The organism is Enterobacter ludwigii, from assembly GCA_023023105.1.
Classification (GTDB): domain Bacteria; phylum Pseudomonadota; class Gammaproteobacteria; order Enterobacterales; family Enterobacteriaceae; genus Enterobacter; species Enterobacter adelaidei.
In genome coordinates this window covers 1503979-1529446 of the sequence record CP083824.1, presented here as the reverse complement: position 1 = coordinate 1529446, position 25468 = coordinate 1503979, and the positions used below count along the sequence as shown (strand labels likewise).

The window sequence follows — 25468 nt, the reverse complement described above, 5'->3', positions numbered from 1 at the left end:
ACGTGCGCAACTGTTACCTTTGCGTGCAAATTACGGAATGATTGAAGCAGAGTGTAGAAGAAATGAACGGAAGTGTTCGTCAGGAAACGTAAGGAAATGCCGCATCAGATGATGCGGCAAAACGTTATCAGGCCAGCGTGCTAATGCGCGCCAGTTGCTCAAAGTAGTCCGGGAAGGTTTTCGCGGTACATTTCGGGTCAAGAATGGTGACAGGCGTATCTGACAGCGCCACCAGCGAGAAGCACATCGCCATACGGTGATCGTTGTAGGTTCCGATTTCCGCAAACTGCAGTTTTGCCGGAGGGGTCACGCGAATATAGTCTTCGCCCTCTTCCACCTCGGCACCGACTTTTCGCAACTCTGTCGCCATTGCGAACAGGCGGTCCGTCTCTTTTACGCGCCAGTTGTAGATGTTACGCAGCGTGGTGGTTCCTTTGGCAAACAGCGCCGCCGTGGCAATGGTCATCGCCGCATCCGGGATATGGTTCATGTCCATGTCGATGGCGTTCAGCTCGCCGTGGGTACAGGAGATGAAGTCCTCGCCCCAGGTGACAATAGCGCCCATTTTTTCCAGCACGTCCGCAAAACGGATATCGCCCTGCACGCTGTTTCGGCCAATACCGGTCACTTTTACGGTGCCGCCTTTAATTGCTCCAGCGGCCAGGAAATAGGATGCAGAGGAAGCATCACCTTCAACAAGGTAGCTACCCGGGGATTGATATTGCTGTGCTCCACGCACCACGAAGCGCTGATAAGACTGGTTCTCCACCTCAACACCGAAGGTTTTCATCAGGTGCAGAGTGATATCAATATACGGTTTGGAAACCAGATCGCCCTTAATGGTGATAACCGTGTCCTGCGGTGCCAGCGGTGCAGTCATCAGCAGTGCCGTCAGGAACTGGCTGGAGACGCTGCCGTCAACCTCAACGCTTCCGCCGGTAAAACCTCCGCGCAGACGCAGCGGTGGGTAGTTTTCCTGCTCCAGATACTCAATCTGCGCGCCGCCCTGACGCAGCGCATCCACCAGATGACCAATCGGGCGCTCTTTCATGCGCGGCTCGCCGGTCAGCACAATATTGTTGCTGCCCAGACACAGGGCTGCCGCCAGCGGACGCATTGCGGTACCGGCGTTCCCCAGAAACAGCTCCAGCTCTTCACCAGAGCGCAGTGCACCGCCGTTGCCAGTCACTTCACAACGCGTGCGGTCGTCAGACAACGTGTATTGAACTCCCAACGCTTTCAGCGCATTGAGCATGTGGCGTACGTCATCGCTATCCAGCAGATTTGTGAGGACAGTGGTGCCGTTTGCCAGAGCTGCCAGCAGCAGAGCGCGGTTCGAGACACTTTTTGAACCAGGCAGATTAATGGTGCCATCTACCCGCGCGATAGGTTGTAACGTCAGGGATTCCATGAAAACTTAACTCTCAAATCAACATAATAAAAACCCCGCAGCAGGGCTACGGGGGTGAAAACAGCGTAATTAACCGTGGCGACGTTCGAAGTCGATCATGAAATCGGTTAGAGCTTTAACGCCTTCCAGCGGCATCGCGTTATAGATGGAGGCACGCATACCACCAACAACACGGTGTCCCTTCAGCGCATGCAGGCCGGCCGCGAAGGACTCTTCCAGGAAGACTTTATCCAGGTTGCTGTCAGCCAGCTGGAACGGCACGTTCATGCGGGAACGATTGGTTTTCGCGACATCGTTACGGTAGAAATCGCTCTTGTCGATGACGCCATACAGCAGTTCAGCTTTCTGCTGGTTAACCTTGTCCATCTGCGCCACACCGCCGTTTTGCTTCAGCCATTTGAACACCAGACCGGAGAGGTACCACGCAAACGTAGGTGGGGTGTTGAACATAGAATCGTTATCGTTCAGCACGGTGTAATCGAGAATCGACGGGCACGATTTATGCGCTTTCCCCAGTAGGTCTTCACGCACGACGACGATAGTCAAACCGGCCGGACCGATATTTTTCTGCGCGCCCGCATAGATAACACCGTAGCGGCTGACATCAATCGGTGCAGACAAAATGGTGGAGGAGAAATCCGCGGCAACCACGACATCGCTGCCGAAGTTTGGCGTCTCGTCGATGGCAATCCCGTCAATGGTTTCGTTCGGGCAGTAGTGCAGATACGCTGCGTTATCAGAAAGCTGCCACTCGCTCATTGGCTTAACAGCGCGCAGACCGTCAACAGTCACTTTGGCGTCGATAACATTTGGCGTGCAGTATTTATGCGCTTCTTTAACGGCACTTGCCGCCCAGTAACCCGCGTCAACATAGTCAGCCGTCGTTTTGTTACCGAGGATATTCAGCGGTACACCTGCAAACTGACCGCGTCCGCCGCCGTGACAGAACAATACTTTGTAGTTCGAGGGAATATTCAGCAGATCGCGAAAATCCTTTTCTGCCTCTTCCGCCACCTGAATAAACTCTTTACCCCGGTGGCTGATTTCCATCACCGACGTACCGAGACCGTTCCAGTCACAAAGTTCCTGTTGGGCCTGTTTAAGCACGTCTGCCGGTAACATTGCCGGACCTGAACTGAAATTAAAGACTTGAGCCATTTCCCCTCACCACGCTAAAAGCCATAAGTTATAACTGTGGATATCGGTTTTATCATTCAGTGACACGCGCCGCAATGTCTAAAACTTATGGCCGGCGAAATGTGTCCCGCGTCACACAAAACAATCTACCGCCTCGCCAGGACAAAACCGACAAAATGGCTGTCAGGTAAGCCGTTTGGCCCGGCTAACCTTCGACCATTCCGGATTTGCGCAGCGGGGGCATAATTGACGATCGCCCGGCTGCATCGCAACCACGTGGCTGCATCGTATGCAAGCATAGTCGCCAGCTTCAGGAACCGTTCTGAAACGTTCGATCAGCATGTCCGGTAAAATACAGAGACCGGGCTTGACGTCCTCGTCAGAATAGTAATAAACGCTGATCTGCCCGTTGGTTTCCATTATTGCCAGACGTACCTGCCCGAGCTGTTCCACGCTATTCAGGCGTAGCTCCATAAAGAATTCAAACTCGGTCATATTGGCACTTTTTACATTTTCCCAGGCCAGCTGGCCGTCCTCGACGATAACAACCGGCTTCCCTTCAAGCAGGTCTTCCAGCTTTTCGCTTTTCGACATCAGCCACATGACAAGACGGTAAATAAGCGCCAGTGAGACAAAGACAATAAACACCGGCACCATCGGCACATCATCATAGAAGGCAACGTCACCCGCCGCTGATCCCAGCGTCAGGATAATCAATACCTCAAAGAGCGACATCTGCCGGACACCACGACGGCCCGTAATCTTGAGAAACAGAAAGACCAGGACGAAGGTATACAGACTGCGCAGAGCGACTTCGCCTAAAAACTCAGGAGGGACTTTATCAAACGCCATCCGATGGAGATCGAAAGCTTTCATTTTTCTATGCCTTACAGTAGGTTACTGGCTATAAGCATAGCTCAGGCATTTATTTTCGCCGAAGATAGCACCTGTCACGCAAAACCCGTATCATTGCGCGCTTTACGTACGATAAAAGTGAACGCCATGACTCAAACATTTATCCCCGGCAAAGACGCCGCCCTGGAAGATTCCATCGCTCGCTTCCAGCAGAAACTGACCGACCTGGGCTTTAACATCGAAGAAGCCTCCTGGCTCAATCCGGTGCCTCATGTCTGGTCCGTGCATATTCGCGATAAAGACTGTGCCCTGTGCTTTACCAACGGTAAAGGTGCGACAAAAAAAGCGGCACTGGCCTCTGCGCTGGGTGAGTATTTTGAGCGTCTGTCCACCAACTATTTCTTCGCTGACTTCTGGCTGGGCGAAACCATCGCTAACGGCCCGTTTGTTCACTATCCAAACGAAAAATGGTTCCCACTGACCGAAGGTGACGAACTGCCGGAAGGTATTCTCGACGCCCGCCTGCGTGCCTTCTACGATCCGGAAAACGAACTGACTGCCAGCATGCTGATCGATCTGCAGTCCGGTAACGACGAGCGCGGGATCTGTGCCCTGCCGTTTACCCGTCAGTCAGATGAGCAAACCGTCTATATTCCGATGAACATCGTCGGCAACCTGTATGTCTCCAACGGTATGTCCGCCGGTAACACTCGCAATGAAGCGCGCGTGCAGGGTCTTTCCGAAGTCTTCGAACGTCACATCAAAAACCGCATTATTGCCGAATCTATCAGCCTGCCTGAAATTCCGGCAGACGTGCTGGCGCGCTACCCGGGTGTGGTGGAATCCATCGCCAAACTGGAAGCAGAAGGTTTCCCAATCTTTGCGTATGACGGCTCGCTGGGCGGTAAATACCCGGTTATCTGCGTCGTGCTGTTTAACCCGACCAACGGCACCTGTTTCGCCTCCTTCGGCGCGCACCCTGACTTCGGCGTGGCGCTAGAACGTACCGTCACCGAACTGCTGCAGGGCCGTAGTCTGAAAGATCTCGACGTGTTCACCCCGCCAACGTTTGACGATGAAGAAGTGGCCGAGCATACCAACCTCGAAACCCACTTCATCGACTCCAGCGGTTTGATCTCCTGGGATATGTTTAAACAAGACGCGGATTATCCGTTCGTGGACTGGAGCTTTGCCGGTACCACTGAAGAAGAGTTCGCCACGCTGATGGCGATCTTCGACGCGGAAGATCAGGAAGTCTATATTGCCGACTACGAACACCTTGGCGTCTACGCCTGCCGTATTCTGGTGCCAGGTATGTCCGACATCTACCCGGCTGAAGATCTGTGGCTGGCGAATAACAGCATGGGCGCGCATCTGCGCGAGACGCTGCTGGCTCTGCCGGGCAGCGAATGGGAGAAAGAAGATTATCTGAACCTGATCGCCCAACTGGACGAAGAAGGTCACGATGACTTCACCCGCGTACGCGAACTCCTGGGTCTGGCTACCGGTAAAGACAACGGCTGGTATACCCTGCGCATCGGTGAGCTGAAAGCCATGCTGGCCCTGGCGGGTGGCGATTTGGATCAGGCCCTGGCCTGGACCGAGTGGACCATGGAATTCAACCAGTCGGTCTTCTCTGCCGAGCGCACCAACTATTACCGCTGCCTGCAAACGCTGTTGTTGCTTGCACAGGAAGAAGATCGCGAGCCGCTGCAATATCTGAATGCCTTCGTACGGATGTACGGTGCTGAGGCGGTAGAAGCGGCCAGTGCGGCCCTGAGTGGCGAAGCGCCGTTCTATGGCCTGCAGGCTGTTGACAGCGATCTGAAAGCCTTCCCGGCGCACCAGTCGCTGCTGAACGCCTATGAAAAACTGCAGAAAGCAAAAGCCGCTTACTGGTCAAAATAAGCGCACATAACATTAGCAGCAGTAGGCGTATTCAATCGTCTGGGCTATATTACGGGGCAATTTCATTGCCCCGTTTTTTATTTTCTTCGGCAATGATTGTTGATTGTAATAATAAAGTTAAACATGGGTAAATATAATAATATTAACCCGGGCTTTACTGTTACTTTTTATGGTAAATACTCCATATTAATTAACTGTTTTAGAGGTGGCCGAACGAAAAAATTCAACTCTTTTCATAACTTTTAAAATTTATTTTTATACGGATAATCAAATACTTACTCCGCATTTGTTGTAAAACCATACACACTGCGGGCCTATAAGCCAGGCGAGATATGATCTATATCAATTTCTCTTCTATAATGCTTTGTTAGTATCTCGTCGCCGACTTAATAAAGAGAGAGTTAGTGTGAAAGCTGACAACCCTTTTGATCTTTTACTCCCTGCTGCGATGGCCAAAGTTGCCGAAGAAGCGGGTGTCTATAAAGCAACGAAACACCCGATGAAGACGTTCTATCTGGCGATCACGGCTGGTGTGTTCATCTCTATCGCTTTCGTCTTCTACATCACTGCCACCACCGGTACTGCTGGAATGCCTTTCGGCATGGCCAAACTGATTGGCGGTATTTGCTTCTCACTGGGTCTGATTCTTTGCGTTATCTGCGGTGCCGACCTCTTCACCTCAACGGTGCTGATTGTCGTAGCGAAAGCCAGCGGAAGAATTACTTGGGGTCAGCTGGCGCGTAACTGGCTTAACGTCTACGTGGGTAACCTGGTTGGCTGTCTGCTCTTTGTTTTGTTGATGTGGCTTTCTGGCGAGTACATGACCGCCAACGGTGGCTGGGGGCTCAACGTCCTGCAAACTGCCGACCACAAAATGCACCACACATTTATCGAAGCCGTTGCTCTTGGCATCCTCGCTAACCTGATGGTCTGCCTGGCTGTATGGATGAGCTATTCGGGTCGCAGCCTGATGGACAAAGCCTTAATAATGGTTCTGCCAGTTGCGATGTTTGTTGCCAGCGGCTTTGAGCACAGTATCGCGAATATGTTCATGATCCCAATGGGCATTGTCATCCGCGACTTTGCAAGCCCGGAGTTCTGGACCGCAGTTGGTTCATCCCCGGAAAGTTTCTCTCACCTGACTATTATGAATTTCATTACTGATAACCTGATCCCTGTCACTATCGGGAACATTATCGGTGGGGGTCTGTTAGTTGGGTTGACATACTGGGTCATTTACCTGCGTGGCGACGATCATCATTGATGGTTTTCTCAGGCAGTAAATAAAAAATCCACTTAAGAAGGTAGGTGTTACATGTCCGAGCTTAATGAAAAGTTAGCCACAGCCTGGGAAGGTTTTGCGAAAGGTGACTGGCAGAATGAAGTAAACGTACGTGACTTCATTCAGAAAAACTATACCCCGTATGAAGGTGACGAATCCTTCCTGGCTGGCGCAACTGACGCGACCACCAAGCTGTGGGACAGCGTAATGGAAGGCGTTAAACTGGAAAACCGCACTCACGCGCCAGTTGATTTCGACACCTCCGTTGCTTCCACCATCACTTCTCACGATGCTGGCTATATCAACAAAGCCCTTGAGAAAATCGTTGGTCTGCAGACTGAAGCACCACTGAAACGTGCAATCATCCCGTTCGGTGGTATTAAAATGGTTGAAGGTTCCTGCAAAGCGTATAACCGCGAGCTGGACCCAATGCTGAAAAAAATCTTCACCGAATACCGTAAAACCCACAACCAGGGCGTATTCGATGTTTACACCAAAGACATTCTGAACTGCCGTAAATCTGGCGTTCTGACCGGTCTGCCAGATGCGTATGGCCGTGGCCGTATCATCGGTGATTACCGTCGCGTTGCGCTGTACGGTATCGACTTCCTGATGAAAGACAAGTACGCACAGTTCGTTTCCCTGCAGTCTGACCTGGAAAACGGCGTAAACCTGGAAGCGACTATCCGTCTGCGTGAAGAAATTGCTGAACAGCACCGCGCGCTGGGTCAGATCAAAGAAATGGCAGCTAAATATGGCTGCGATATCTCTGGTCCTGCGACCAACGCTCAGGAAGCTATCCAGTGGACTTACTTCGGCTACCTGGCCGCGGTTAAGTCTCAGAACGGTGCAGCGATGTCCTTCGGTCGTGTATCCACCTTCCTGGATGCTTACATCGAACGCGACATCAAAGCAGGCAAAATCACCGAGCAAGACGCTCAGGAAATGATTGACCACCTGGTCATGAAACTGCGTATGGTTCGCTTCCTGCGTACCCCAGAATACGATGAGCTGTTCTCCGGTGACCCAATCTGGGCAACTGAATCTATCGGTGGTATGGGCGTTGATGGCCGTACTCTGGTAACCAAAAACAGCTTCCGCTTCCTGAACACCCTGTACACCATGGGTCCTTCTCCGGAGCCGAACATTACTGTTCTGTGGTCTGAAAAACTGCCTCTGAACTTCAAGAAATTCGCCGCTAAAGTGTCTATCGACACCTCTTCTCTGCAGTACGAGAACGATGACCTGATGCGTCCGGACTTCAACAACGACGATTACGCTATCGCTTGCTGCGTAAGCCCAATGGTTGTTGGTAAACAAATGCAGTTCTTCGGTGCGCGTGCAAACCTGGCGAAAACCATGCTGTACGCAATCAACGGCGGCGTTGATGAAAAACTGAAAATGCAGGTTGGTCCTAAGTCTGAGCCAATCAAAGGCGACGTTCTGAACTTCGACGAAGTGATGGACCGCATGGATCACTTCATGGACTGGCTGGCTAAACAGTACGTCACTGCACTGAACGTTATCCACTACATGCACGACAAGTACAGCTACGAAGCCTCTCTGATGGCGCTGCACGACCGTGACGTTATCCGCACCATGGCGTGTGGTATCGCAGGTCTGTCCGTTGCGGCTGACTCCCTGTCTGCAATCAAATATGCGAAAGTTAAACCAATTCGTGACGAAGACGGCCTGGCTGTAGACTTCGAAATCGAAGGCGAATACCCGCAGTTTGGTAACAACGATTCTCGCGTTGATGACATGGCGGTTGACCTGGTAGAACGTTTCATGAAGAAAATTCAGAAACTGACTACTTACCGTAACGCTATCCCGACTCAGTCTGTTCTGACCATCACCTCTAACGTTGTGTATGGTAAGAAAACCGGTAATACCCCAGACGGACGTCGTGCTGGCGCGCCATTCGGCCCAGGTGCTAACCCAATGCACGGTCGTGACCAGAAAGGTGCTGTTGCCTCTCTGACTTCCGTTGCTAAACTGCCGTTTGCTTACGCTAAAGATGGTATCTCTTACACCTTCTCTATCGTTCCAAATGCGCTGGGTAAAGACGACGAAGTGCGTAAAACTAACCTCGCGGGTCTGATGGATGGTTACTTCCACCACGAAGCGTCCATCGAAGGTGGTCAGCACCTGAACGTGAACGTAATGAACCGTGAAATGCTGCTCGACGCGATGGAACACCCTGAGAAATATCCTCAGCTGACCATCCGCGTATCCGGCTACGCAGTACGTTTTAACTCCCTGACTAAAGAACAGCAGCAGGACGTTATCACCCGTACTTTCACTCAGTCCATGTAAGTGGAATTGACTGAAATCACGCGTTAAAAAGCGTACAATAAAGGCTCCACGCAAGTGGGGCCTTTTTAGCACCCTCTCCACCTCAGTCTCTTTTGTCCGCTATCTATACTTAATGGATAACAGCCAAAACAGACTTAACACAGCCGGTTTTGAGCTGTGCATACACAGGCCCCGGACGGGCCGATGCTGGAGATATCACCGCAATGTCAATTATTGGTCGCATTCACTCCTTTGAATCCTGTGGCACTGTCGATGGCCCAGGTATCCGCTTTATCACCTTTTTCCAGGGCTGCCTGATGCGCTGCCTGTACTGCCATAACCGTGACACCTGGGATACACACGGCGGCAAAGAAGTGACCGTTGAAGATTTAATGAAAGAGGTGGTGACCTACCGTCACTTTATGAACGCGTCTGGCGGTGGTGTAACCGCATCCGGCGGTGAAGCCATTCTTCAGGCTGAGTTTGTACGCGACTGGTTCCGTGCCTGCCGCAAGGAAGGTATTCATACCTGTCTCGATACCAACGGCTTTGTACGCCGCTACGATCCGGTTATCGACGAGCTGCTCGAAGTGACCGATCTGGTGATGCTCGATCTCAAACAGATGAACGATGAGATCCACCAGAACCTCGTTGGTGTCTCAAACCACCGGACGCTGGAATTTGCCAAATACATTGCCGATAAAGGCATCAAAACCTGGATCCGCTACGTGGTTGTGCCTGGCTGGTCAGATGATGACGACTCCGCGCATCGTCTCGGGGAATTTACCCGCGACATGGGCAACGTCGAGAAAATCGAGCTTCTGCCTTATCACGAGCTGGGTAAACACAAATGGGTGGCAATGGGCGAAGAGTACAAACTCGATGGCGTGAAGCCGCCGAAGAAAGAGACGATGGAACGCGTCAAAGGCATTCTTGAGCAGTACGGCCATAAGGTGATGTATTAAAGAAAAGCCCGGTGAAAACCGGGTTTTTTTATATTCTATTTAAAGACGCCGTTAATCACGGACGTCACAATGGCTGTACTCAGCGCAATTAAGACCAGATCGTCACCCACTACCCGCCATTCATAGCCAGGATAGGAAGGAAGCTGGCCCAGCATAGAGGCCGGCACGGTTTTCTTCGCAATGCCCGGAGGCAACGGCTTACCGCGCGCCAGGTTTTTCGCGATACCCGGAGGCAGAGACTTATAGCCCGTTAGGCCATAATTCAGCGCCAGATGGCGGGCATGATCGAAACTCACGCGAGCGTCGACATCGTTACCGACATCTTTACTGCTCTTAACGCTCTTATCCGATTTTCCAGGGTTATCCTGACCGTTATTTTGCTTATTGCCATGGTTACCAGAATTTCCATTACCATGACTGCCGCTGTTACCCTGTCCGCCGCCGTTTCCGTGACCATTGCCATTCCCGTTTCCAGGATTAGCCATGACCGGAGCCGTTGCAAACGTTAAAGACAACACTACGGCAAGTGCGGTAGTGGCAAAACGACGAATAGACATGATTGATGCCTTATAGTGGTAGAACTCACATGAATTATCGTCTGACGCAATAAACAAACAATAAGTAAAACTCTTAGTTGTGACAGGGACAAAAAAGCCTGTCATCGACAGGCTTTTAATTAATCAGGCATGAGCCACAGGCGTTGGGTGTTCGCCCGCTTTGCGCAGCAGCATTAAGAGATAAATAAACGATACGCTGGCGATCATGATAAACAATAAATTATCAGAGTAATTCTGCATCAACATCGCGGTAAACGTCGGCCCTAATAAACTGCCGATGGTATAGCTCAGTAACAGCGCCTGGTTCATTGCCACCAGCTGGTGATGTTCTACTTTCTCACAGGCCCAGGCCATCGCGACCGGATAGAGCGTAAAGCCAGCGGCCCCGAGAATAAACAGCGCAGGCGCCATCGCGGCGTTGCTGAGCATGGCTAGACATCCCAGGATCACCACGAAGACCTGAACGCGCAGTACCAGCAGACGACCGAAACGGTCCGCCAGACGGCCAATCGGCCACTGCCCGACGATCCCTGCACTCACCATAACCGCCATCCAGAAGCCAATTCCGGAATCGCTGACGCCCTGATGATTTAGATAGAGCGGCATCAGGCCATAGAGTGAGCCCAGTACAATCCCCGAGATAATGCAGCCGTTAACGCCCAGCCGCGCCTGACGGAGTCTCAGCATCGGCCAGACGTGGGTTGCTTCCTGGTGTTCGCTGTTCTGGTTCACAATGCGCGTAAAGAGCAGCGGCAGGATCGCGGCAAGCACCATACCCGTTACCCACGGCAGAACGCTCATCAGGTCGGTTGGCAGTTTGCTGACCATCAGTTGACCCAGCACGGTGCCCACGTAGTAAACCATCATATAGGCTGCCAGCAGGCGTCCGCGGTTGCGCGACGTACCGCTGCACATCAGCGCACTTTCAACCACCACCCAAATCATCGCGCAGCCTACGCCAGCGATAAAACGCCATGCCATCCAGCTCCAGAAGCCGACCATAAGGCCTAAACCGGCACATCCGGCGGCGAAAATCAGCGAAGCCAGATAATAGCTGCGATTAAAGCCAAAGCGCTTAATCAGGCTCCCGGTGACCAGCGTCCCCAACAGGTTGCCGGTAAAAAAGGACGAGCTGACCATACCCACCTGCCAGGTCGGTAAGTTTTCATGGGCGAGCCACAGCGGGACGAGCGTATTTAACACTGCGATCGCCAGGGTCAACAGAAGTAGGCCACAGAGCAACAGAAGCACTGGCCGGGTATAGGTGGTCATGGGTTAAAAACCGTGAGGAAGTTCAGATTTCGTGCGCATCATGCCACTGGCAAAAACAAAGTCAATCCGCTGATTTCGCCATCACGCACAATATGTTCCCTGTCGATTTAAAAAACTTATCCTGCTAATGCAACGCCTGCTATAGATATTAATTATGTATCTGTTTTTATTTATTAATGAACGAAATTAAAACAAAACGACAGTCGAAAAATTTCATGATCGAAAAAAGAAAAAGCCGGGCACTCAGGCCCGGCTTGATATAACTAAATGCAACGTTAACTGGCAATAGCCATACCCACGGTCATATGCAATCCGTAGAACACACCACGGCCAATCAGTTCACCCGCCAGTACCAGCACAAAAGCCAGCGACAGCAGCGGCAGCGCGGGCTGATATCCTTTAAGCTGAGGAGCGATCCAGAATACCAACGCCGCGACCAGCAGAACGATGCGCCAGGCCATCAGTGAACCGTAGTCCGGCACCAGGGCAGAGGCCTGCTGAATCGAGCTGTGAATGGTTGCCAGTTCGGTTCCCTGCATCAGGGCAACCATTGCACTCACCACCAGCGCCAGCAGCGAAACAGCGGGGAGCAAACGCATTGCCCACCCATCTACGCCCGCTACGCGCAGCAGCAGGTAGCCCAACAGCGGACCACCGATAAACATCGTCAGGAAGAAACTCATCGGCGTCCAGACGCTGTACCAGGTGGGAACGGTATCAATGGTGTTGTACACGCGCACCATCATCCATACGAATACCACGCCCAGCACCATGGTCACGATCAGCCACAGGCTGCGTAGACCCGCAGGCAATTTTTTCAGCGCTGCCAGCAGCCATCCCAGACCACCGACGGCGAAGAAAATCGCCCCGCTGGCAATCTCATTACTGAGTGATGAGGCCCCCACGCGGTTCAGGGAGTTAAACGCACGCATCGGTGAGCCCAGATGCAGCGTTGAGGCAATAAAGCCAATTCCCATCAGTACCCACAGACCAAACATACTCAACACGAGACGCTGCTGCTGTTCAGCACTGAGGTTGCCTTTTAACAGCGCCAGGGCGAGCACGATAAACCCACCGGCAACACATTGCCCAAAGACCGTGAAGATCATCAGCGGCCATTCATGCCATCCACTTCCCATCTCACACCTCCTTCGGATTTGCCAGGTAGCCGGTGGTGTCACCTGTCGGACGGCTGTTGGCGTTAGGTTTAATCACAATACTCGGCTTCGTGAAGTGCGCTGACGGTAGTGGCGCTACCGCCGCAAGCTGACCGTGTTTTTTACGCAGCTCTTCAATTGGGCCAAAGTCCAGCGCGCGCAGCGGACAGGACTCGACGCAAATCGGTTTTTTGCCATCCGCCACGCGTGAGTGGCAGCCGTCGCACTTGGTCATATGACCTTTAGCGGCATTGTACTGCGGCGCACCATACGGGCAGGCCATGTGGCAGTAGCGACAGCCGATGCAGACATCTTCATCCACGACGACAAAACCGTCATCGCGCTTGTGCATCGCCCCACTCGGACAGACCTTAGTACAGGCCGGATCTTCACAGTGGTTGCAGGCAATCGACAGGTAGTAGGCGAACACGTTTTGATGCCAGACGCCGTTATCTTCCTGCCAGTCACCCCCGGCGTATTCGTAGATTCGGCGGAAGCTGACGTCCGGGGTCAGATCTTTGTAATCTTTACAGGCCAGCTCGCAAGTTTTGCACCCGGTGCAACGGCTGGAATCAATAAAAAATCCATACTGGGTTGTCATCGGTTACTCCTTAAACCTTTTCAACCTGAACAAGGTTTGTGTGAGATGGGTTACCTTTCGCCAGTGGCGATGGGCGCTGTGTAGTCAGTACGTTAATACTGCCTGCCTGGTCGATGCGGTTGGCATCCGGGTTATACCAGGCCCCTTCCCCCAGCGCGACAACGCCAGGCATCATGCGCGGTGTAACCTTGGCTTCGATATGTACCTCACCACGCCCGTTGAAAATGCGTACGCGATCGCCATTGTTGATGCCACGCGCTTTGGCATCCATCGGGTTGATCCACATCTCCTGACGGCAGGCGGCTTTCAGTACGTCGACGTTACCGTACGTGGAGTGAACTCGCGCTTTGTAGTGGAAACCGGTCAACTGCAGCGGGAATTTCGCCGTCAGCGGATCGTTATAGTTTTCAAAGCCCGGTGTGTAGATCGGCAGCGGATCGATAACGTCCCCTTCCGGCAACTCCCAGGTTGAGGCAATTTTTGCCAGCTCTTCGGAGTAGATTTCGATTTTACCCGACGGTGTGGTTAGCGGGTTCGCCTGCGGGTCTTCACGGAACGTTTTGTACGCCACGTGGTGCCCTTCCGGATCGCGCTGTTTGTACATCCCTTGCTTACGGAAGGTGTCGAAATCTGGCAGGTCAGGGATCGTTTTACGGGAAAGTTCATGCAGATGACGCATCCACCCTTCCTGAGTACGCCCCTCAGTAAACTGCTGCTCAACGCCAAGACGTTTCGCCAGATCAGAGGTCATCTCATAGATGGTTTTGCACTCAAAGCGAGGTTTGATGGCCTGATCGGTGAAGATCACATAGGACATGTTGCCGCAGGAGGCGTCCAGCGCAAAATCCATCTGCTCAGATGCAGTACAGTCCGGCAGCAGGATATCGGCATATTTTGCCGAGGAGGTCATGTGGCAGTCGATGACCACAATCATCTCGCACTTCTTGTCATCCTGCAGGATTTCGTGGGTACGGTTAATTTCAGAATGCTGGTTGATCAGACAGTTGCCGGCATAGTTCCAGATCATCTTGATCGGCACATCCAGCTTGTCCTTGCCGCGCACACCGTCGCGCAAAGCGGTCATTTCCGGACCACGTTCGATCGCATCGGTCCACATAAACATCGAGATGCTGGTCTGAACCGGGTTATCCAGTGTCGGCATACGTTCGAACGGCACTTCATACGAGCCTTCACGCGCACCGGTATTGCCGCCATGAATACCGACGTTGCCGGTCAGGATGGAGAGCATAGAAATGGCGCGGGTCGCGATTTCACCGTTTGCATGACGTTGCGGGCCCCAGCCCTGGCTGATATAGGCCGGTTTGGCTGAGCCAATCTCACGCGCCAGCTGGACGATGCGTTCGACCGGAATACCGGTGATCGTGGACGCCCACTCTGGCGTTTTCGCCACGCCATCGCTGCCCTGGCCAAGAATGTACGCTTTGTAATGCCCGTTTGCCGGCGCGCTGGCTGGCAGGGTTTTCTCGTCGTAACCGACGCAGTATTTATCCAGGAAAGGCTGATCGACGAGGTTTTCGGTGATCATCACCCACGCCAGCGCTGAGACCAGCGCCGCATCGGTACCTGGACGGATTGGGATCCACTCATCTTCTCGCCCGGCACCGGTATCGGTATAGCGCGGATCGATGATGATCATGCGGGCATTGGACTTAGCGCGAGCCTGTTCGAGGTAATATGTCACCCCGCCACCGCTCATGCGGGTTTCACCCGGGTTGTTACCGAACAGCACAACCAGCTTGCTGTTTTCGATATCGGACGGACTGTTGCCGTCCGCCCAGCCACCGTAGGTGTAGTTCAGGCCAGCAGCGATCTGAGCAGAGGAGTAGTCACCATAGTGATTAAGATAACCGCCGCAGCAGTTCATCAGGCGCGCCACCAGTGTTTTACCCGGTGGCCAGGAACGGGTCATGGTGCCGCCGAGCGTCCCGGTACCGTAGTTCAGGTAGATGGATTCGTTGCCATACTCGTTGATCAAACGCTGCATGTTGGTGGCGATGATATCGTAGGCTTCATCCCAGCTAATGCGCTCGAACTTCCCTTCCCCACGCTTACCAACGCGCTTCATTGGGTACTTCAGACGGTCCGGATTATACACACGACGACGCATGGAACGGCCACGCAGACAAGCGCGTACCTGATGTAATCCTTCGTAGTTATCGTCCCCGGTATTGTCGGTTTCAACATATTTAATTTCGCCATCCACCACATGCATACGCAGTGGACAACGACTACCACAGTTTACGGTACAGGCGCTCCACACCACTTTTTCCGGAGCTGTCGCCGGGGACAATGCATCTGCCGCCGACGCCAGCCGGGTAAAAGGAAGCGTGAGGGCGCTACTGGCCATAGCCAGGCCGCCTATTGCCGTGGTTTTCATCAACCCACGGCGAGTGACCTCAGCTGCCATTAATGCTTCAGGCGCGTTGATTTTCATAGAGACTCACTTGGTTGCTCACAAAGAAAAGAGAGGCGGCACATACCGCTATATAGTTTTATATATAACGAAACTCTTCGTTATCAGTCATTTATGCTAACTTTCATTCGGAGGAGTATTACTACTTTAGAGGGAGGGGGTATTGCGTAGTATCAATTCAGAGGCATAAAAAAAGCGCCCGAAGGCGCTTTTTTGTTGTGAGGCAAAGAATTAGCCGATGTACTGCTGGCCTTTCATGTATGGGCGCAGTACTTCAGGGATCTCGATACGACCATCTGCCTGCTGATAGTTTTCCAGCACGGCAACCAGCGTACGGCCGACAGCCAGACCAGAGCCGTTCAGGGTATGAACCAGACGGGTTTTCTTGTCAGATTTGCTGCGGCAACGTGCCTGCATGCGACGCGCCTGGAAATCCCAGACGTTAGAGCAGGAGGAGATCTCACGGTAGGTGTTCTGCGCAGGCACCCACACTTCCAGATCGAAGGTTTTGCAGGCGCCAAAGCCCATATCACCGGTGCACAGGGCCATACGACGGTACGGAAGACCCAGCAGCTCCAGCACTTTCTCAGCGTGGCCGGTCATCTCTTCCAGCGCGTCCATGGATTCTTCAGGACGGACGATCTGCACCATCTCAACTTTGTCGAACTGGTGCATACGAATCAGACCGCGCGTGTCGCGACCGTAAGATCCTGCTTCAGAACGGAAGCACGGAGAATGTGCCGTCAGCTTAATTGGCAGGTCGTCTTCGTCGATGATCTCATCGCGCACGAGGTTAGTCAGCGGCACTTCAGCAGTTGGGATCAGCGCGTAGTTGCTGCTATCCGCTTCCTCGTCCAGCGGACGGGTGTGGAACAGATCGCCGGCAAATTTCGGCAACTGGCCCGTACCGTACAGCGTATCGTGGTTAACCAGATACGGGACGTAGGTCTCGCTGTAGCCGTGCTGCTCAGTGTGCAAGTCCAGCATGAACTGCGCCAGCGCGCGGTGCAGATGGGCAATCTGGCCTTTCATCACCACGAAGCGAGAGCCAGTCAGCTTAACCGCCGCCGCAAAGTCCAGGCCCGCGTGCATTTCGCCCAGCGTCACGTGATCGCGCACTTCGAAGTCAAATTCACGAGGTGTACCCCAGCGTTTCACTTCAACGTTGTCGTTTTCATCTTTGCCGACAGGCACGCTATCGTCAGGAATGTTCGGGATAGCCAGGGCAATATCACGAATTTCGGTCTGAAGAACATCCAGCTCAGCTTTCGCCTGATCCAGCTCTTCACCCAGTTTGTTCACTTCCAGGCGTAATGGCTCAATATCTTCCCCGCGCGCTTTCGCCTGGCCAATGGATTTCGATCGAGAGTTACGCTCTGCCTGCAGATTTTCAGTTTGTACCTGCAAAACTTTACGACGCTCTTCAAGAGCGCGCAGCTTATCTACATCCAGCTTAAAGCCTCGGCGTGCCAGTTTTTCAGCGACTGCGTCTGGCTCGTTACGCAGCAGATTGGGATCGAGCATGCTTATCCTGTGCTTATCGAATTAAAATAGGAAAATGTGACCACAGCCTGCGGTCACAGGGATACATTGCCAACATTACCGCAACGATAGCGCTAACGGTAGCGTTTTATAGGGCTATTTTGATCCTGTCCGGCGAGCCAGGTGAGCTTTTCACCAATCTTGCCTTCAAGACCTCTGTTTGTGGGATGATAATAGCGCGTTTGTGCCATCTCTTGCGGGAAATATTCCTCTCCGGCAGCGTAGGCATTGGGTTCATCATGGGCGTAACGGTACTCCTGACCATACCCCATCTCTTTCATCAGTTTGGTCGGTGCATTACGCAGATGAACCGGCACATCGTAGTCCGGACGTTCACGCGCATCAGACATTGCCGCTTTAAAGGCGGTATAGACCGCATTACTCTTCGGCGCACAGGCCAGATAGACAATCGCCTGCGCAATGGCGCGCTCCCCTTCAGCGGGACCGACGCGGGTAAAACAGTCCCATGCTGAGAGCGCCACCTGCATCGCCCGTGGATCAGCATTGCCGACATCTTCCGAGGCAATAGCCAGGCAACGTCGTGCAACATACAGCGGATCGCCACCGGCAGTGATAATGCGTGCATACCAGTAAAGTGCCGCATCCGGCGCGCTGCCTCGCACGGACTTATGTAGCACCGAGATCAGATCGTAAAAACGGTCGCCCTTGTTATCGAAACGCGCGCTGCGTTCACCAGCAATCTCGGTGAGCAGTTCCGGTTTAAGCACTCTCTTGCCGGAGTCATCAATTTCGGCCATATCGGCCATCATCTCCAGCGTATTCAGTGCCCGACGCGCATCACCGTTGACCAACTCAGCAATCGCACGACGCGTCTCGTCAGGTAAAACGATATCCTGCCCACCGTAGCCGCGTGCTTTGTCGTCCATTGCCTGGGTGAGAACCTTTTCGATATCCTCGGTGGTCAGCGATTTGAGCAGGTAAACGCGCGCACGCGAAAGCAGCGCCGAGTTCAGTTCAAACGACGGGTTTTCAGTGGTTGCACCGATGAAGAAAATCGTGCCGTCTTCAATATGCGGCAGGAAAGCATCCTGCTGGCTCTTGTTGAAGCGGTGGACTTCGTCCACAAAGAGGATGGTACGCCGCCCGGCATTGCGGTTCTGCCGCGCACGCTCGATCGCCTCGCGGATCTCTTTCACGCCGGAGGTGACCGCCGAAAGACGTTCAACGTCCGCGTTGGCATAGCGGGCAATAACTTCTGCAAGGGTGGTTTTGCCAGTGCCGGGTGGCCCCCAGAGGATCATGGAATGGAGATGCCCGGCTTCAATAGCACGCGGCAAAGGCTTTCCGGCAGCCAGCAGATGCTGCTGGCCGATGTACTGCGCTAAATTTTCTGGCCGCATACGAGCGGCCAGAGGTTGAAACGCGTTATCTGAAAAATCGAGCGACAGATTGCCCACTCACGCCTCTTACTTATTGCGTTGGTCGTCCACCGTTACGCCCTTCGGCGGGGTAAAGGTGAATTTCGATGCATCAACGGCGCCGTTCTGCTGAGACTTAAGCTGGTAGCTGCTGCGCTGATCGTCCTGCTCAACCGCGCCGAACTGATTAATGGTTCCGTTGGTGCTTACGTTAATGGTGAACTGCTTCAGGTTGCCGTTGCTGCCTTTCGGCGTCAGGATAAACTCGTCACCCGTCTGTTTGATATTGTACTGCTGCCAGTCGCTGGACTGGTTGCGGGCAATCAGCATAAACGGCGTATTGCTGGTGGCATCTTTCAGCCAGGTCGCCGTTGCCTGCTCAACGAACGGGTTGAAGAACCATAAGGTTTTACCGTCAGACACCAGGATGCTCTCATCCGGCTGGGTCATGTGCCAGTTAAACAGATTGGGGCGCTTTACCCACAAATCGCCCTGGCCTTCCTGTACCGCGTTGCCGCTGCCGTCAGTCACTTTTTGCGTGAAGCTGGCGTGGAAGCTGCTCACTTTATCCAGTCGGCTTTTAAGGTCGCTGGCTGCATCAGCCCAGACGCTGCTGGCGACAAAACTGGTCAGTAATGCACAGGCGATGGCGATTTTTTTCATTGTTATTCCTTAAAATACGTCTTCCCGAAATGGGGTTTCCGTCTTCTATTCTGGACCTGCCCGAAGGCAGGCGACAGAAGAAAATGCTTAATTTTTTGCTGATTTACCCTTCTTTGCAATCGCTGAAGGTTAGTCAAACGGCGGCGGAGCAAGCACCTCGCGGTTACCGTTATGCCCCTGCTCGCTCACGATGCCCTGCGCTTCCATCTGCTCTATGATACGCGCTGCGCGGTTATAGCCGATGCGGAACTGACGCTGAACGCCAGAGATGGACGCTTTGCGTTTTTCGGTAACGAAGTTAACCGCCTGATCAAATAATGGATCCAGCTCTTCTCCACCGTCAAAACCGCCACCGCCGCCTTCGCTTTCTACATCGCTGGTAATACCATCAACATACTGCGGACGACCGCGCGCTTTCCAGTCCTGCACCACGGCGTGAACTTCCTCATCGCGGACAAACGCGCCGTGGACACGCACCGGAGAGGTGGAGTTCGGGCCGGAATAGAGCATGTCACCCATACCCAGCAGCGACTCTGCGCCGCCCTGATCAAGAATGGTACGGGAGTCAATTTTACTTGATACCGTAAACGCAATACGCGTCGGAATGTTCGCTTTAATAAGACCAGTGATAACGTCCACGGAAGGACGCTGGGTCGCGAGAACAAGGTGAATACCGGCCGCACGCGCTTTCTGCGCCAGACGGGCAATCAACTCTTCCACTTTCTTACCGACGGTCATCATCAGGTCAGCGAACTCATCCACCAGAACGACGATATAAGGCAGTTTTTCCAGCACCGGATGCTGGGCATCCATGCTGTCACCCGGCTTCCAGTAAGGATCCGGGATCGGACGTCCCATGCGCACAGCCTGGGCAATTTTCTCGTTATAACCGGCCAGGTTTCGCACGCCCAGCGCAGACATCAGCTTGTAGCGGCGTTCCATCTCATTGACGCTCCAGCGCAGGGCATTGGCGGCGTCTTTCATGTCGGTGACCACTTCGGTCAGCAGATGCGGAATGCCTTCGTAGACCGACAGTTCGAGCATTTTCGGGTCGATCATGATGAAACGCACGTCTTCCGGCTGCGCTTTATAAAGCATGCTGAGGATCATGGCGTTCACGCCGACGGACTTACCGGAACCGGTGGTCCCCGCTACAAGCAGGTGAGGCATTTTGGCGAGATCAGCCACCACCGGATCGCCCGCGATATCTTTACCCAGCACCACGGTCAGCGGGGATGGGTTATCGCGGAATTTGGTGTTATCCAGCACTTCGCGCAGGTAAACGGTTTGACGTTTTTTGTTCGGCAGCTCAAGGCCAACGTAAGGTTTGCCGGGAATCACTTCCACCACACGTACCGCAACGGTCGACAGCGAACGTGCCAGGTCGCGGGACAGGTTCGAAATACGCGCGGCTTTAACACCCGGCGCCAGATTCAGTTCAAAACGGGTAATAACCGGGCCAGGAGAGTAGTTCACCACGTCCGCCTTGATACGGAAGTCGGCCAGACGAGCTTCCACCAGACGGGCCATCTGCTCCAGCGCAAACGTATCGACCGGCTCAACTTCAGACGGCGGCGGCGTTAACAGGTCCAGCGACGGCAGCGGCGTACTTGGACGTTGCAATGGACGGCTGTCACCATTACGCATCAGCAGCGGGTGAATCAGGCTTTCCTGCGCCTGAGGCGCAGGTTGCTGGAATTGCGGAGGCTGTTGCGCCTGTTGCGGCTGTTGCGGCTGCATATAAACCTGCGGAGCTGGCTGCTGACGCACTGGCTCGGCTTCCGGCATCACGCTCGGGGTGAATAAAGGCTCGCTCGGACCATCATCCACCAGATCCTTCATTGGCGAGAATTCAAAATCAGACAGCGAGAACGGGTTCGCACCAGCAGGTTGTTCACCGGAATAGCGTTGCTGCTGCGTTGCGGCAAACTGGCGCGCTAATTCGGCTTCCGCCGCGTCATCTTCATCTTCCAGAATCGGTTCATCGTGCTGGTATTCCTCACCGTAACGTTGATTCTGTTGCGCTGCGAACTGGCGGGCCAGCTCGTCCTGCTGCATCTCATCGGCGTCATCTTCGTACTCTGGTTCACGCGCTTTTTCTTCGGCCATACGCTGGGAAGGCAGCTTGATACCGTAAGAAGCAAGCTCACGACGAGTAGGCACACGGACACGATTTGGACGAGGCAATTGTGGGCCAATACCCTCTTTCACCTGAGGACGTGGTGTCCCACCGGTTGCCAGACTGAAGACAGGTGCAGCCACGGCCGCCGCCGCAGTTGCCTGCTTAACGCTTTCCGTAACAGGAGCAACAGCAGGTGTTGGGTCAACCGGCGGAACAGAGAAAGAAGGTGCTTTGGTAACCGGCTCCTGCACCGGTTCAGGCACAGGCTGATACCAGGCTGCCAGCTGCTCGCGTTCACGAGCACGACGCTCTTCAACCTCTTCAAAATAATACATTGGTGGACGAGAGGGTTTCACCTCTTCCACCACTTCAGGTTCAGGCTGTGGCGCTACATAAGGCTGCACAGATTCAACCGGCACAGGCACATACTCCTGATACGGCTGGGCCACAGGCTGTTCATATTGCTGCGGTTCATATTCAGGTTGCGGCGGCTGATAAGGCTCCTGCCACTGCTCCTGATGCACAGGGATATAGCTTTCCGGTTCAGGGGCGATAACGGGCTCCGGTGTGTGAACACCGGGTGCTGTCTGCCAGTCAACCTGAGGCTGCTGAATAACGGATTCCGGCGGCGAAACCGGCGCAGATGGCATCACGGCTTCGACAGGTGCAGCATACGCCTGCGCAGCGGTCGTTGCTGCTGCGGCAGCCGCAACCGGCGCGGTAACGGTTTGGCCATTTAGCAGCGGATCGTATTCGTCAAAGTCACCCGGCGTGGCACGGCTCCCGGAGAAAAGCACATCATCAGGATCGACGGCGTTACCTGCTGCGCGATACTCAACCTGCTCGTCTTCATCCATGCGTTTGCCGGAGAAGAGTGCCGCATCGGTTTTACGTCCAAGCGGGTTGGCAAATTTTTCAGCTACGCGCTGGCGACGCGCCAATGCCCCACGCAGGATACGGGCGCGACGGGATTCGCGACGTTGCACAGGCGCTTCATCCTCATCTTCGTCTTCATCTTCATACTCGTCTTCATCCACCCACGTATCGTCACGACGGGTACGGTTGCTGGCGAAGGTCAGAATGGTGAGGATAAAACTGCCGATTTTCTCGGCAATGCTCACCCAGGACCAGCCGGTAAACAACGTCAGCCCGGCAGCCCAGATGCACAGCAGCGCCAGCGTGCCGCCGCTGCTGTGGAGCATCGGTTGCAGTGCAGAACTCAACAAACTGCCGATCACTCCGCCAGAGGCAAAGTACCAGATATCATCGGCATTAATGGCCGCCAGACCGCATGAGGTCAGGATCAGTGCCAGCGCGCCGATCAGGCGCAGCGAAACCGCGAAATAGTCGATGTAATCATCGTTCTGACGATGACGCCACGCAAACCAGCATCCGCCAATGATAATGACGGGAAGGGTGTAGGCCATCACACCGAAAATGAAAAACAGCGTGTCCGCAAGCCAGGCTCCGGGGACACCGCCTAAATTATGGATAGGCTCATGCCATGCAGTTTGTGACCAGCTGGGATCTGAGGGGTTGAAACTGAGTAAGGCTGCCATCAGCCAGACGGCAAAAAGGGCAATAACAATCAGCAAAGCCTCGAGGAGACGACGTCCGCTGCTTAGCTTCGATAGTGTGACTTCTTTGTCTTCAGTGTATTCCTGGCTCAAGAAAGGCTCTCCAGGTATCAGGCATATCCTGCCTGTTTGCTAAAACGGACAACAGCGCCGGGACTCCCCAGCACTGTTGCTGTATGGATTAACAGGAGTGTAATCAAACTACGCTGATTTTGCACCTGTTCCGTGTTAGCGCGTCTTAATAACCAGACGATTGCTCTGTTTGACCTCTTCCATCACCACATAAGTACGGGTGTCGTTCACGCCCGGCAGACGCAGCAGGGTCTCACCCAGCAGCTTACGGTAGGCGGACATATCCGGCACACGGGTTTTCAACAGGTAGTCGAAATCACCGGACACCAGGTGACACTCTTGAATTTCTTCAAGTTTTTGTACAGCAGCGTTAAATTGCTCAAACACATCCGGCGCACCACGATTCAGAGTAATCTCAACAAATACCAGAAGTGAGGCATCCAGATAATGCGGGTTCAGCAGAGCAGTATAGCCCTGAATGAAACCCTGTCTTTCCAGTCGGCGCACACGCTCAAGGCATGGCGTCGGGGAAAGTCCCACACGTTTTGAAAGCTCGACGTTGGAAATACGCCCATCCTTTTGCAATTCATTAAGAATGTTACGATCGATACGGTCGAGATCTTTGCCAGGGCGCTTCTTGCTATCTACCATTATTATTGTCTCTCTGTATTCCTTCCCTACTCCTGCCTGGACCCTGTGCACATCACTGTTCAGAGCCTGTACCCGTTAGTCATCACATCGCCTGGTTTTGTATTAGACGCGATGCGGATTCGGGTTCTGTTGGTAAGAAGACCGTTGCCCGAAGGCAGTCACCGACATCACGTATGGCGTCTGTCCACGCCATGCGTAGATTTCACTGACCCGGTAAAAATGGCATTTACATGCATGCCTATGCGGCACACGGTTAACGCGGTTTTTTTTCTTCCTTGAATGTTTTCGCAAAAGCGCAGGGGATTGTCAAAGCAAAACATCGTTTTTTAGTACAACATGCCGGATATTCATTACGGCAGGGTATGAATCCTCATTTTATTGCCTTACAAACGACCGTTTTTCAAGGGAAAGCGCGATGTTATCGCGCGCCATTCATCGTCAGCGGCTATTACACAGATTGATATCAAAATTGCTGCGCTCTTTTTTTACGGCAACAAATTCCCTACAATCCTGCCAAATGTCTGCCAACAACAATGGGGATCTCATGGGCACGGCTAAACACAGTAAGCTGCTAATCCTTGGTTCTGGACCTGCGGGATATACCGCGGCGGTCTATGCTGCACGCGCTAACCTGCAACCGGTGTTAATTACCGGCATGGAAAAAGGCGGTCAGCTGACCACCACCACCGAAGTGGAAAACTGGCCAGGCGACCCGCACGACCTGACCGGGCCGCTGCTGATGGAGCGTATGCACGAGCATGCCGCTAAATTCGAAACCGAAATTCTGTTCGACCACATCAATAAGGTCGATCTGCAGAACCGTCCGTTCCGCCTGACGGGCGACAGCGGCGAATACACCTGTGACGCGCTGATCATCGCCACCGGTGCCTCTGCCCGTTACCTCGGTCTGCCATCCGAAGAAACGTTCAAAGGCCGCGGCGTTTCTGCATGCGCTACCTGCGACGGTTTCTTCTACCGCAATCAGAAAGTCGCGGTCATTGGCGGCGGTAACACCGCAGTGGAAGAAGCGCTCTACCTGGCGAACATTGCCTCTGAGGTGCATCTGATCCACCGTCGCGACACCTTCCGCGCAGAAAAAATCCTGATCAAACGTCTGATGGATAAAGTGGCAAGCGGCAACATCGTGCTGCATACCAACCGCACCCTGGAAGAGGTGACGGGCGATCAGATGGGCGTTGCGGGTCTGCGTATCCGTGATACCCAGAACACCGATAATGTTGAAACGCTGGAAGTGGCGGGTCTGTTTGTGGCTATCGGCCACAGCCCGAACACCGCGATCTTTGACGGTCAACTAGAGCTGGAAAACGGCTACATCAAAGTGCAGTCTGGTATTCACGGCAACGCAACCCAGACCAGCATCCCGGGCGTGTTCGCCGCTGGTGACGTGATGGACCATATTTATCGTCAGGCGATTACCTCAGCGGGCACCGGCTGTATGGCCGCGCTGGACGCTGAACGCTACCTCGATGGACTGGCTGAACAAGGTAAATAATCTTTACAAGTCAGTAACAAACGTAAATAAAGGCGGCGATAAGTCGCCTTTATTGTCTCACCGTTGTAACATTGC

General features: G+C 53.5%; 18 protein-coding genes. 5 read left to right on the top strand and 13 right to left on the bottom strand.

What is annotated here, in order from left to right; genetic code table 11:
- Positions 1-127: 127 nt before the first annotated feature.
- The 3 genes from aroA to LCD46_07175 form a co-directional block, all read right to left on the bottom strand.
- Positions 128-1411 carry a 3-phosphoshikimate 1-carboxyvinyltransferase gene (gene aroA / locus LCD46_07185; GenBank protein ID UOY72092.1) on the bottom strand — a complete coding sequence of 428 codons (1284 nt, stop codon included), beginning with the start codon at positions 1409-1411 and terminating at the stop codon, positions 128-130.
- A 69-nt stretch (positions 1412-1480) separates the two neighbouring features.
- On the bottom strand, positions 1481-2569 hold the full coding sequence (gene serC, locus LCD46_07180) for a 3-phosphoserine/phosphohydroxythreonine transaminase (GenBank protein ID UOY72091.1): 1089 nt from the start codon (positions 2567-2569) through the stop codon (positions 1481-1483).
- A gap of 162 nt (positions 2570-2731) precedes the next feature.
- Positions 2732-3424, bottom strand: a complete 693-nt coding sequence (locus LCD46_07175; GenBank protein ID UOY72090.1) for a DUF421 domain-containing protein — start codon at positions 3422-3424, stop codon at positions 2732-2734.
- A 126-nt stretch (positions 3425-3550) separates the two neighbouring features.
- Here LCD46_07175 and LCD46_07170 point away from each other — a divergent pair, with 126 nt between their 5' ends.
- The 4 genes from LCD46_07170 to pflA all read left to right on the top strand — a co-directional run bounded on the left by LCD46_07170 (position 3551) and on the right by pflA (position 9853).
- Positions 3551-5311 carry a YcaO-like family protein gene (locus tag LCD46_07170; protein UOY72089.1) on the top strand — a complete coding sequence of 587 codons (1761 nt, stop codon included), beginning with the start codon at positions 3551-3553 and terminating at the stop codon, positions 5309-5311.
- 406 nt (positions 5312-5717) lie between these two features.
- Positions 5718-6575 carry a formate transporter FocA gene (gene focA / locus LCD46_07165; protein ID UOY72088.1) on the top strand — a complete coding sequence of 286 codons (858 nt, stop codon included), beginning with the start codon at positions 5718-5720 and terminating at the stop codon, positions 6573-6575.
- Positions 6576-6626: 51 nt separating this feature from the next.
- Entirely contained in the window at positions 6627-8909 is a 2283-nt protein-coding gene (gene pflB / locus LCD46_07160) for a formate C-acetyltransferase (GenBank protein ID UOY72087.1), read from the top strand.
- A gap of 203 nt (positions 8910-9112) precedes the next feature.
- Complete coding sequence (gene pflA / locus LCD46_07155) at positions 9113-9853, top strand: pyruvate formate lyase 1-activating protein (GenBank protein ID UOY72086.1); 741 nt, start codon at positions 9113-9115, stop codon at positions 9851-9853.
- 35 nt (positions 9854-9888) lie between these two features.
- Here the strand turns inward: pflA and LCD46_07150 are convergent, their stop codons facing one another.
- From LCD46_07150 to lrp, 10 genes are all read right to left on the bottom strand, one after another.
- A complete protein-coding gene (locus LCD46_07150; GenBank protein ID UOY72085.1) occupies positions 9889-10410 on the bottom strand; it encodes an RcnB family protein in 522 nt (173 codons plus the stop codon).
- Positions 10411-10533: 123 nt separating this feature from the next.
- Positions 10534-11682, bottom strand: a complete 1149-nt coding sequence (locus LCD46_07145) for an MFS transporter (GenBank protein UOY72084.1) — start codon at positions 11680-11682, stop codon at positions 10534-10536.
- A 275-nt stretch (positions 11683-11957) separates the two neighbouring features.
- Positions 11958-12821 carry a dimethyl sulfoxide reductase anchor subunit gene (locus LCD46_07140; GenBank protein UOY72083.1) on the bottom strand — a complete coding sequence of 288 codons (864 nt, stop codon included), beginning with the start codon at positions 12819-12821 and terminating at the stop codon, positions 11958-11960.
- Between the two features lies 1 nt (position 12822).
- Positions 12823-13440, bottom strand: a complete 618-nt coding sequence (dmsB, locus tag LCD46_07135; protein ID UOY72082.1) for a dimethylsulfoxide reductase subunit B — start codon at positions 13438-13440, stop codon at positions 12823-12825.
- A 10-nt stretch (positions 13441-13450) separates the two neighbouring features.
- Positions 13451-15895 (bottom strand): dimethylsulfoxide reductase subunit A, encoded by a 2445-nt coding sequence (gene dmsA / locus LCD46_07130; GenBank protein ID UOY72081.1) that lies wholly within the window; start codon positions 15893-15895, stop codon positions 13451-13453.
- Between the two features lie 210 nt (positions 15896-16105).
- A complete protein-coding gene (gene serS, locus LCD46_07125) occupies positions 16106-17398 on the bottom strand; it encodes a serine--tRNA ligase (protein ID UOY72080.1) in 1293 nt (430 codons plus the stop codon).
- Between the two features lie 92 nt (positions 17399-17490).
- Complete coding sequence (rarA, locus tag LCD46_07120) at positions 17491-18834, bottom strand: replication-associated recombination protein RarA (GenBank protein UOY72079.1); 1344 nt, start codon at positions 18832-18834, stop codon at positions 17491-17493.
- Between the two features lie 9 nt (positions 18835-18843).
- Complete coding sequence (gene lolA, locus LCD46_07115) at positions 18844-19458, bottom strand: outer membrane lipoprotein chaperone LolA (GenBank protein ID UOY72078.1); 615 nt, start codon at positions 19456-19458, stop codon at positions 18844-18846.
- A gap of 129 nt (positions 19459-19587) precedes the next feature.
- Positions 19588-23250, bottom strand: coding sequence for a DNA translocase FtsK 4TM domain-containing protein (locus LCD46_07110; GenBank protein UOY72077.1), 3663 nt, complete (start codon positions 23248-23250; stop codon positions 19588-19590).
- A 135-nt stretch (positions 23251-23385) separates the two neighbouring features.
- Positions 23386-23880, bottom strand: a complete 495-nt coding sequence (gene lrp, locus LCD46_07105) for a leucine-responsive transcriptional regulator Lrp (GenBank protein UOY72076.1) — start codon at positions 23878-23880, stop codon at positions 23386-23388.
- 544 nt (positions 23881-24424) lie between these two features.
- Between lrp and trxB the strand changes: the two genes are divergently transcribed.
- Entirely contained in the window at positions 24425-25393 is a 969-nt protein-coding gene (trxB, locus tag LCD46_07100) for a thioredoxin-disulfide reductase (protein ID UOY72075.1), read from the top strand.
- Positions 25394-25468: the final 75 nt, after the last annotated feature.

Excerpts from the sequence above, each read along its gene's own strand:
- LCD46_07175 (UOY72090.1), bottom strand. The coding sequence starts at position 3,424 with ATGAAAGCTTTCGATCTCCATCGGATGGCGTTTGATAAAGTCCCTCCT.
- aroA (UOY72092.1), bottom strand. The coding sequence starts at position 1,411 with ATGGAATCCCTGACGTTACAACCTATCGCGCGGGTAGATGGCACCATT.
- dmsA (UOY72081.1), bottom strand. The coding sequence starts at position 15,895 with ATGAAAATCAACGCGCCTGAAGCATTAATGGCAGCTGAGGTCACTCGC.
- serC (UOY72091.1), bottom strand. The coding sequence starts at position 2,569 with ATGGCTCAAGTCTTTAATTTCAGTTCAGGTCCGGCAATGTTACCGGCA.
- serS (UOY72080.1), bottom strand. The coding sequence starts at position 17,398 with ATGCTCGATCCCAATCTGCTGCGTAACGAGCCAGACGCAGTCGCTGAA.
- dmsB (UOY72082.1), bottom strand. The coding sequence starts at position 13,440 with ATGACAACCCAGTATGGATTTTTTATTGATTCCAGCCGTTGCACCGGG.
- LCD46_07150 (UOY72085.1), bottom strand. The coding sequence starts at position 10,410 with ATGTCTATTCGTCGTTTTGCCACTACCGCACTTGCCGTAGTGTTGTCT.
- LCD46_07145 (UOY72084.1), bottom strand. The coding sequence starts at position 11,682 with ATGACCACCTATACCCGGCCAGTGCTTCTGTTGCTCTGTGGCCTACTT.
- pflA (UOY72086.1), top strand. The coding sequence starts at position 9,113 with ATGTCAATTATTGGTCGCATTCACTCCTTTGAATCCTGTGGCACTGTC.
- lrp (UOY72076.1), bottom strand. The coding sequence starts at position 23,880 with ATGGTAGATAGCAAGAAGCGCCCTGGCAAAGATCTCGACCGTATCGAT.
- pflB (UOY72087.1), top strand. The coding sequence starts at position 6,627 with ATGTCCGAGCTTAATGAAAAGTTAGCCACAGCCTGGGAAGGTTTTGCG.
- LCD46_07140 (UOY72083.1), bottom strand. The coding sequence starts at position 12,821 with ATGGGAAGTGGATGGCATGAATGGCCGCTGATGATCTTCACGGTCTTT.
- lolA (UOY72078.1), bottom strand. The coding sequence starts at position 19,458 with ATGAAAAAAATCGCCATCGCCTGTGCATTACTGACCAGTTTTGTCGCC.
- trxB (UOY72075.1), top strand. The coding sequence starts at position 24,425 with ATGGGCACGGCTAAACACAGTAAGCTGCTAATCCTTGGTTCTGGACCT.
- LCD46_07170 (UOY72089.1), top strand. The coding sequence starts at position 3,551 with ATGACTCAAACATTTATCCCCGGCAAAGACGCCGCCCTGGAAGATTCC.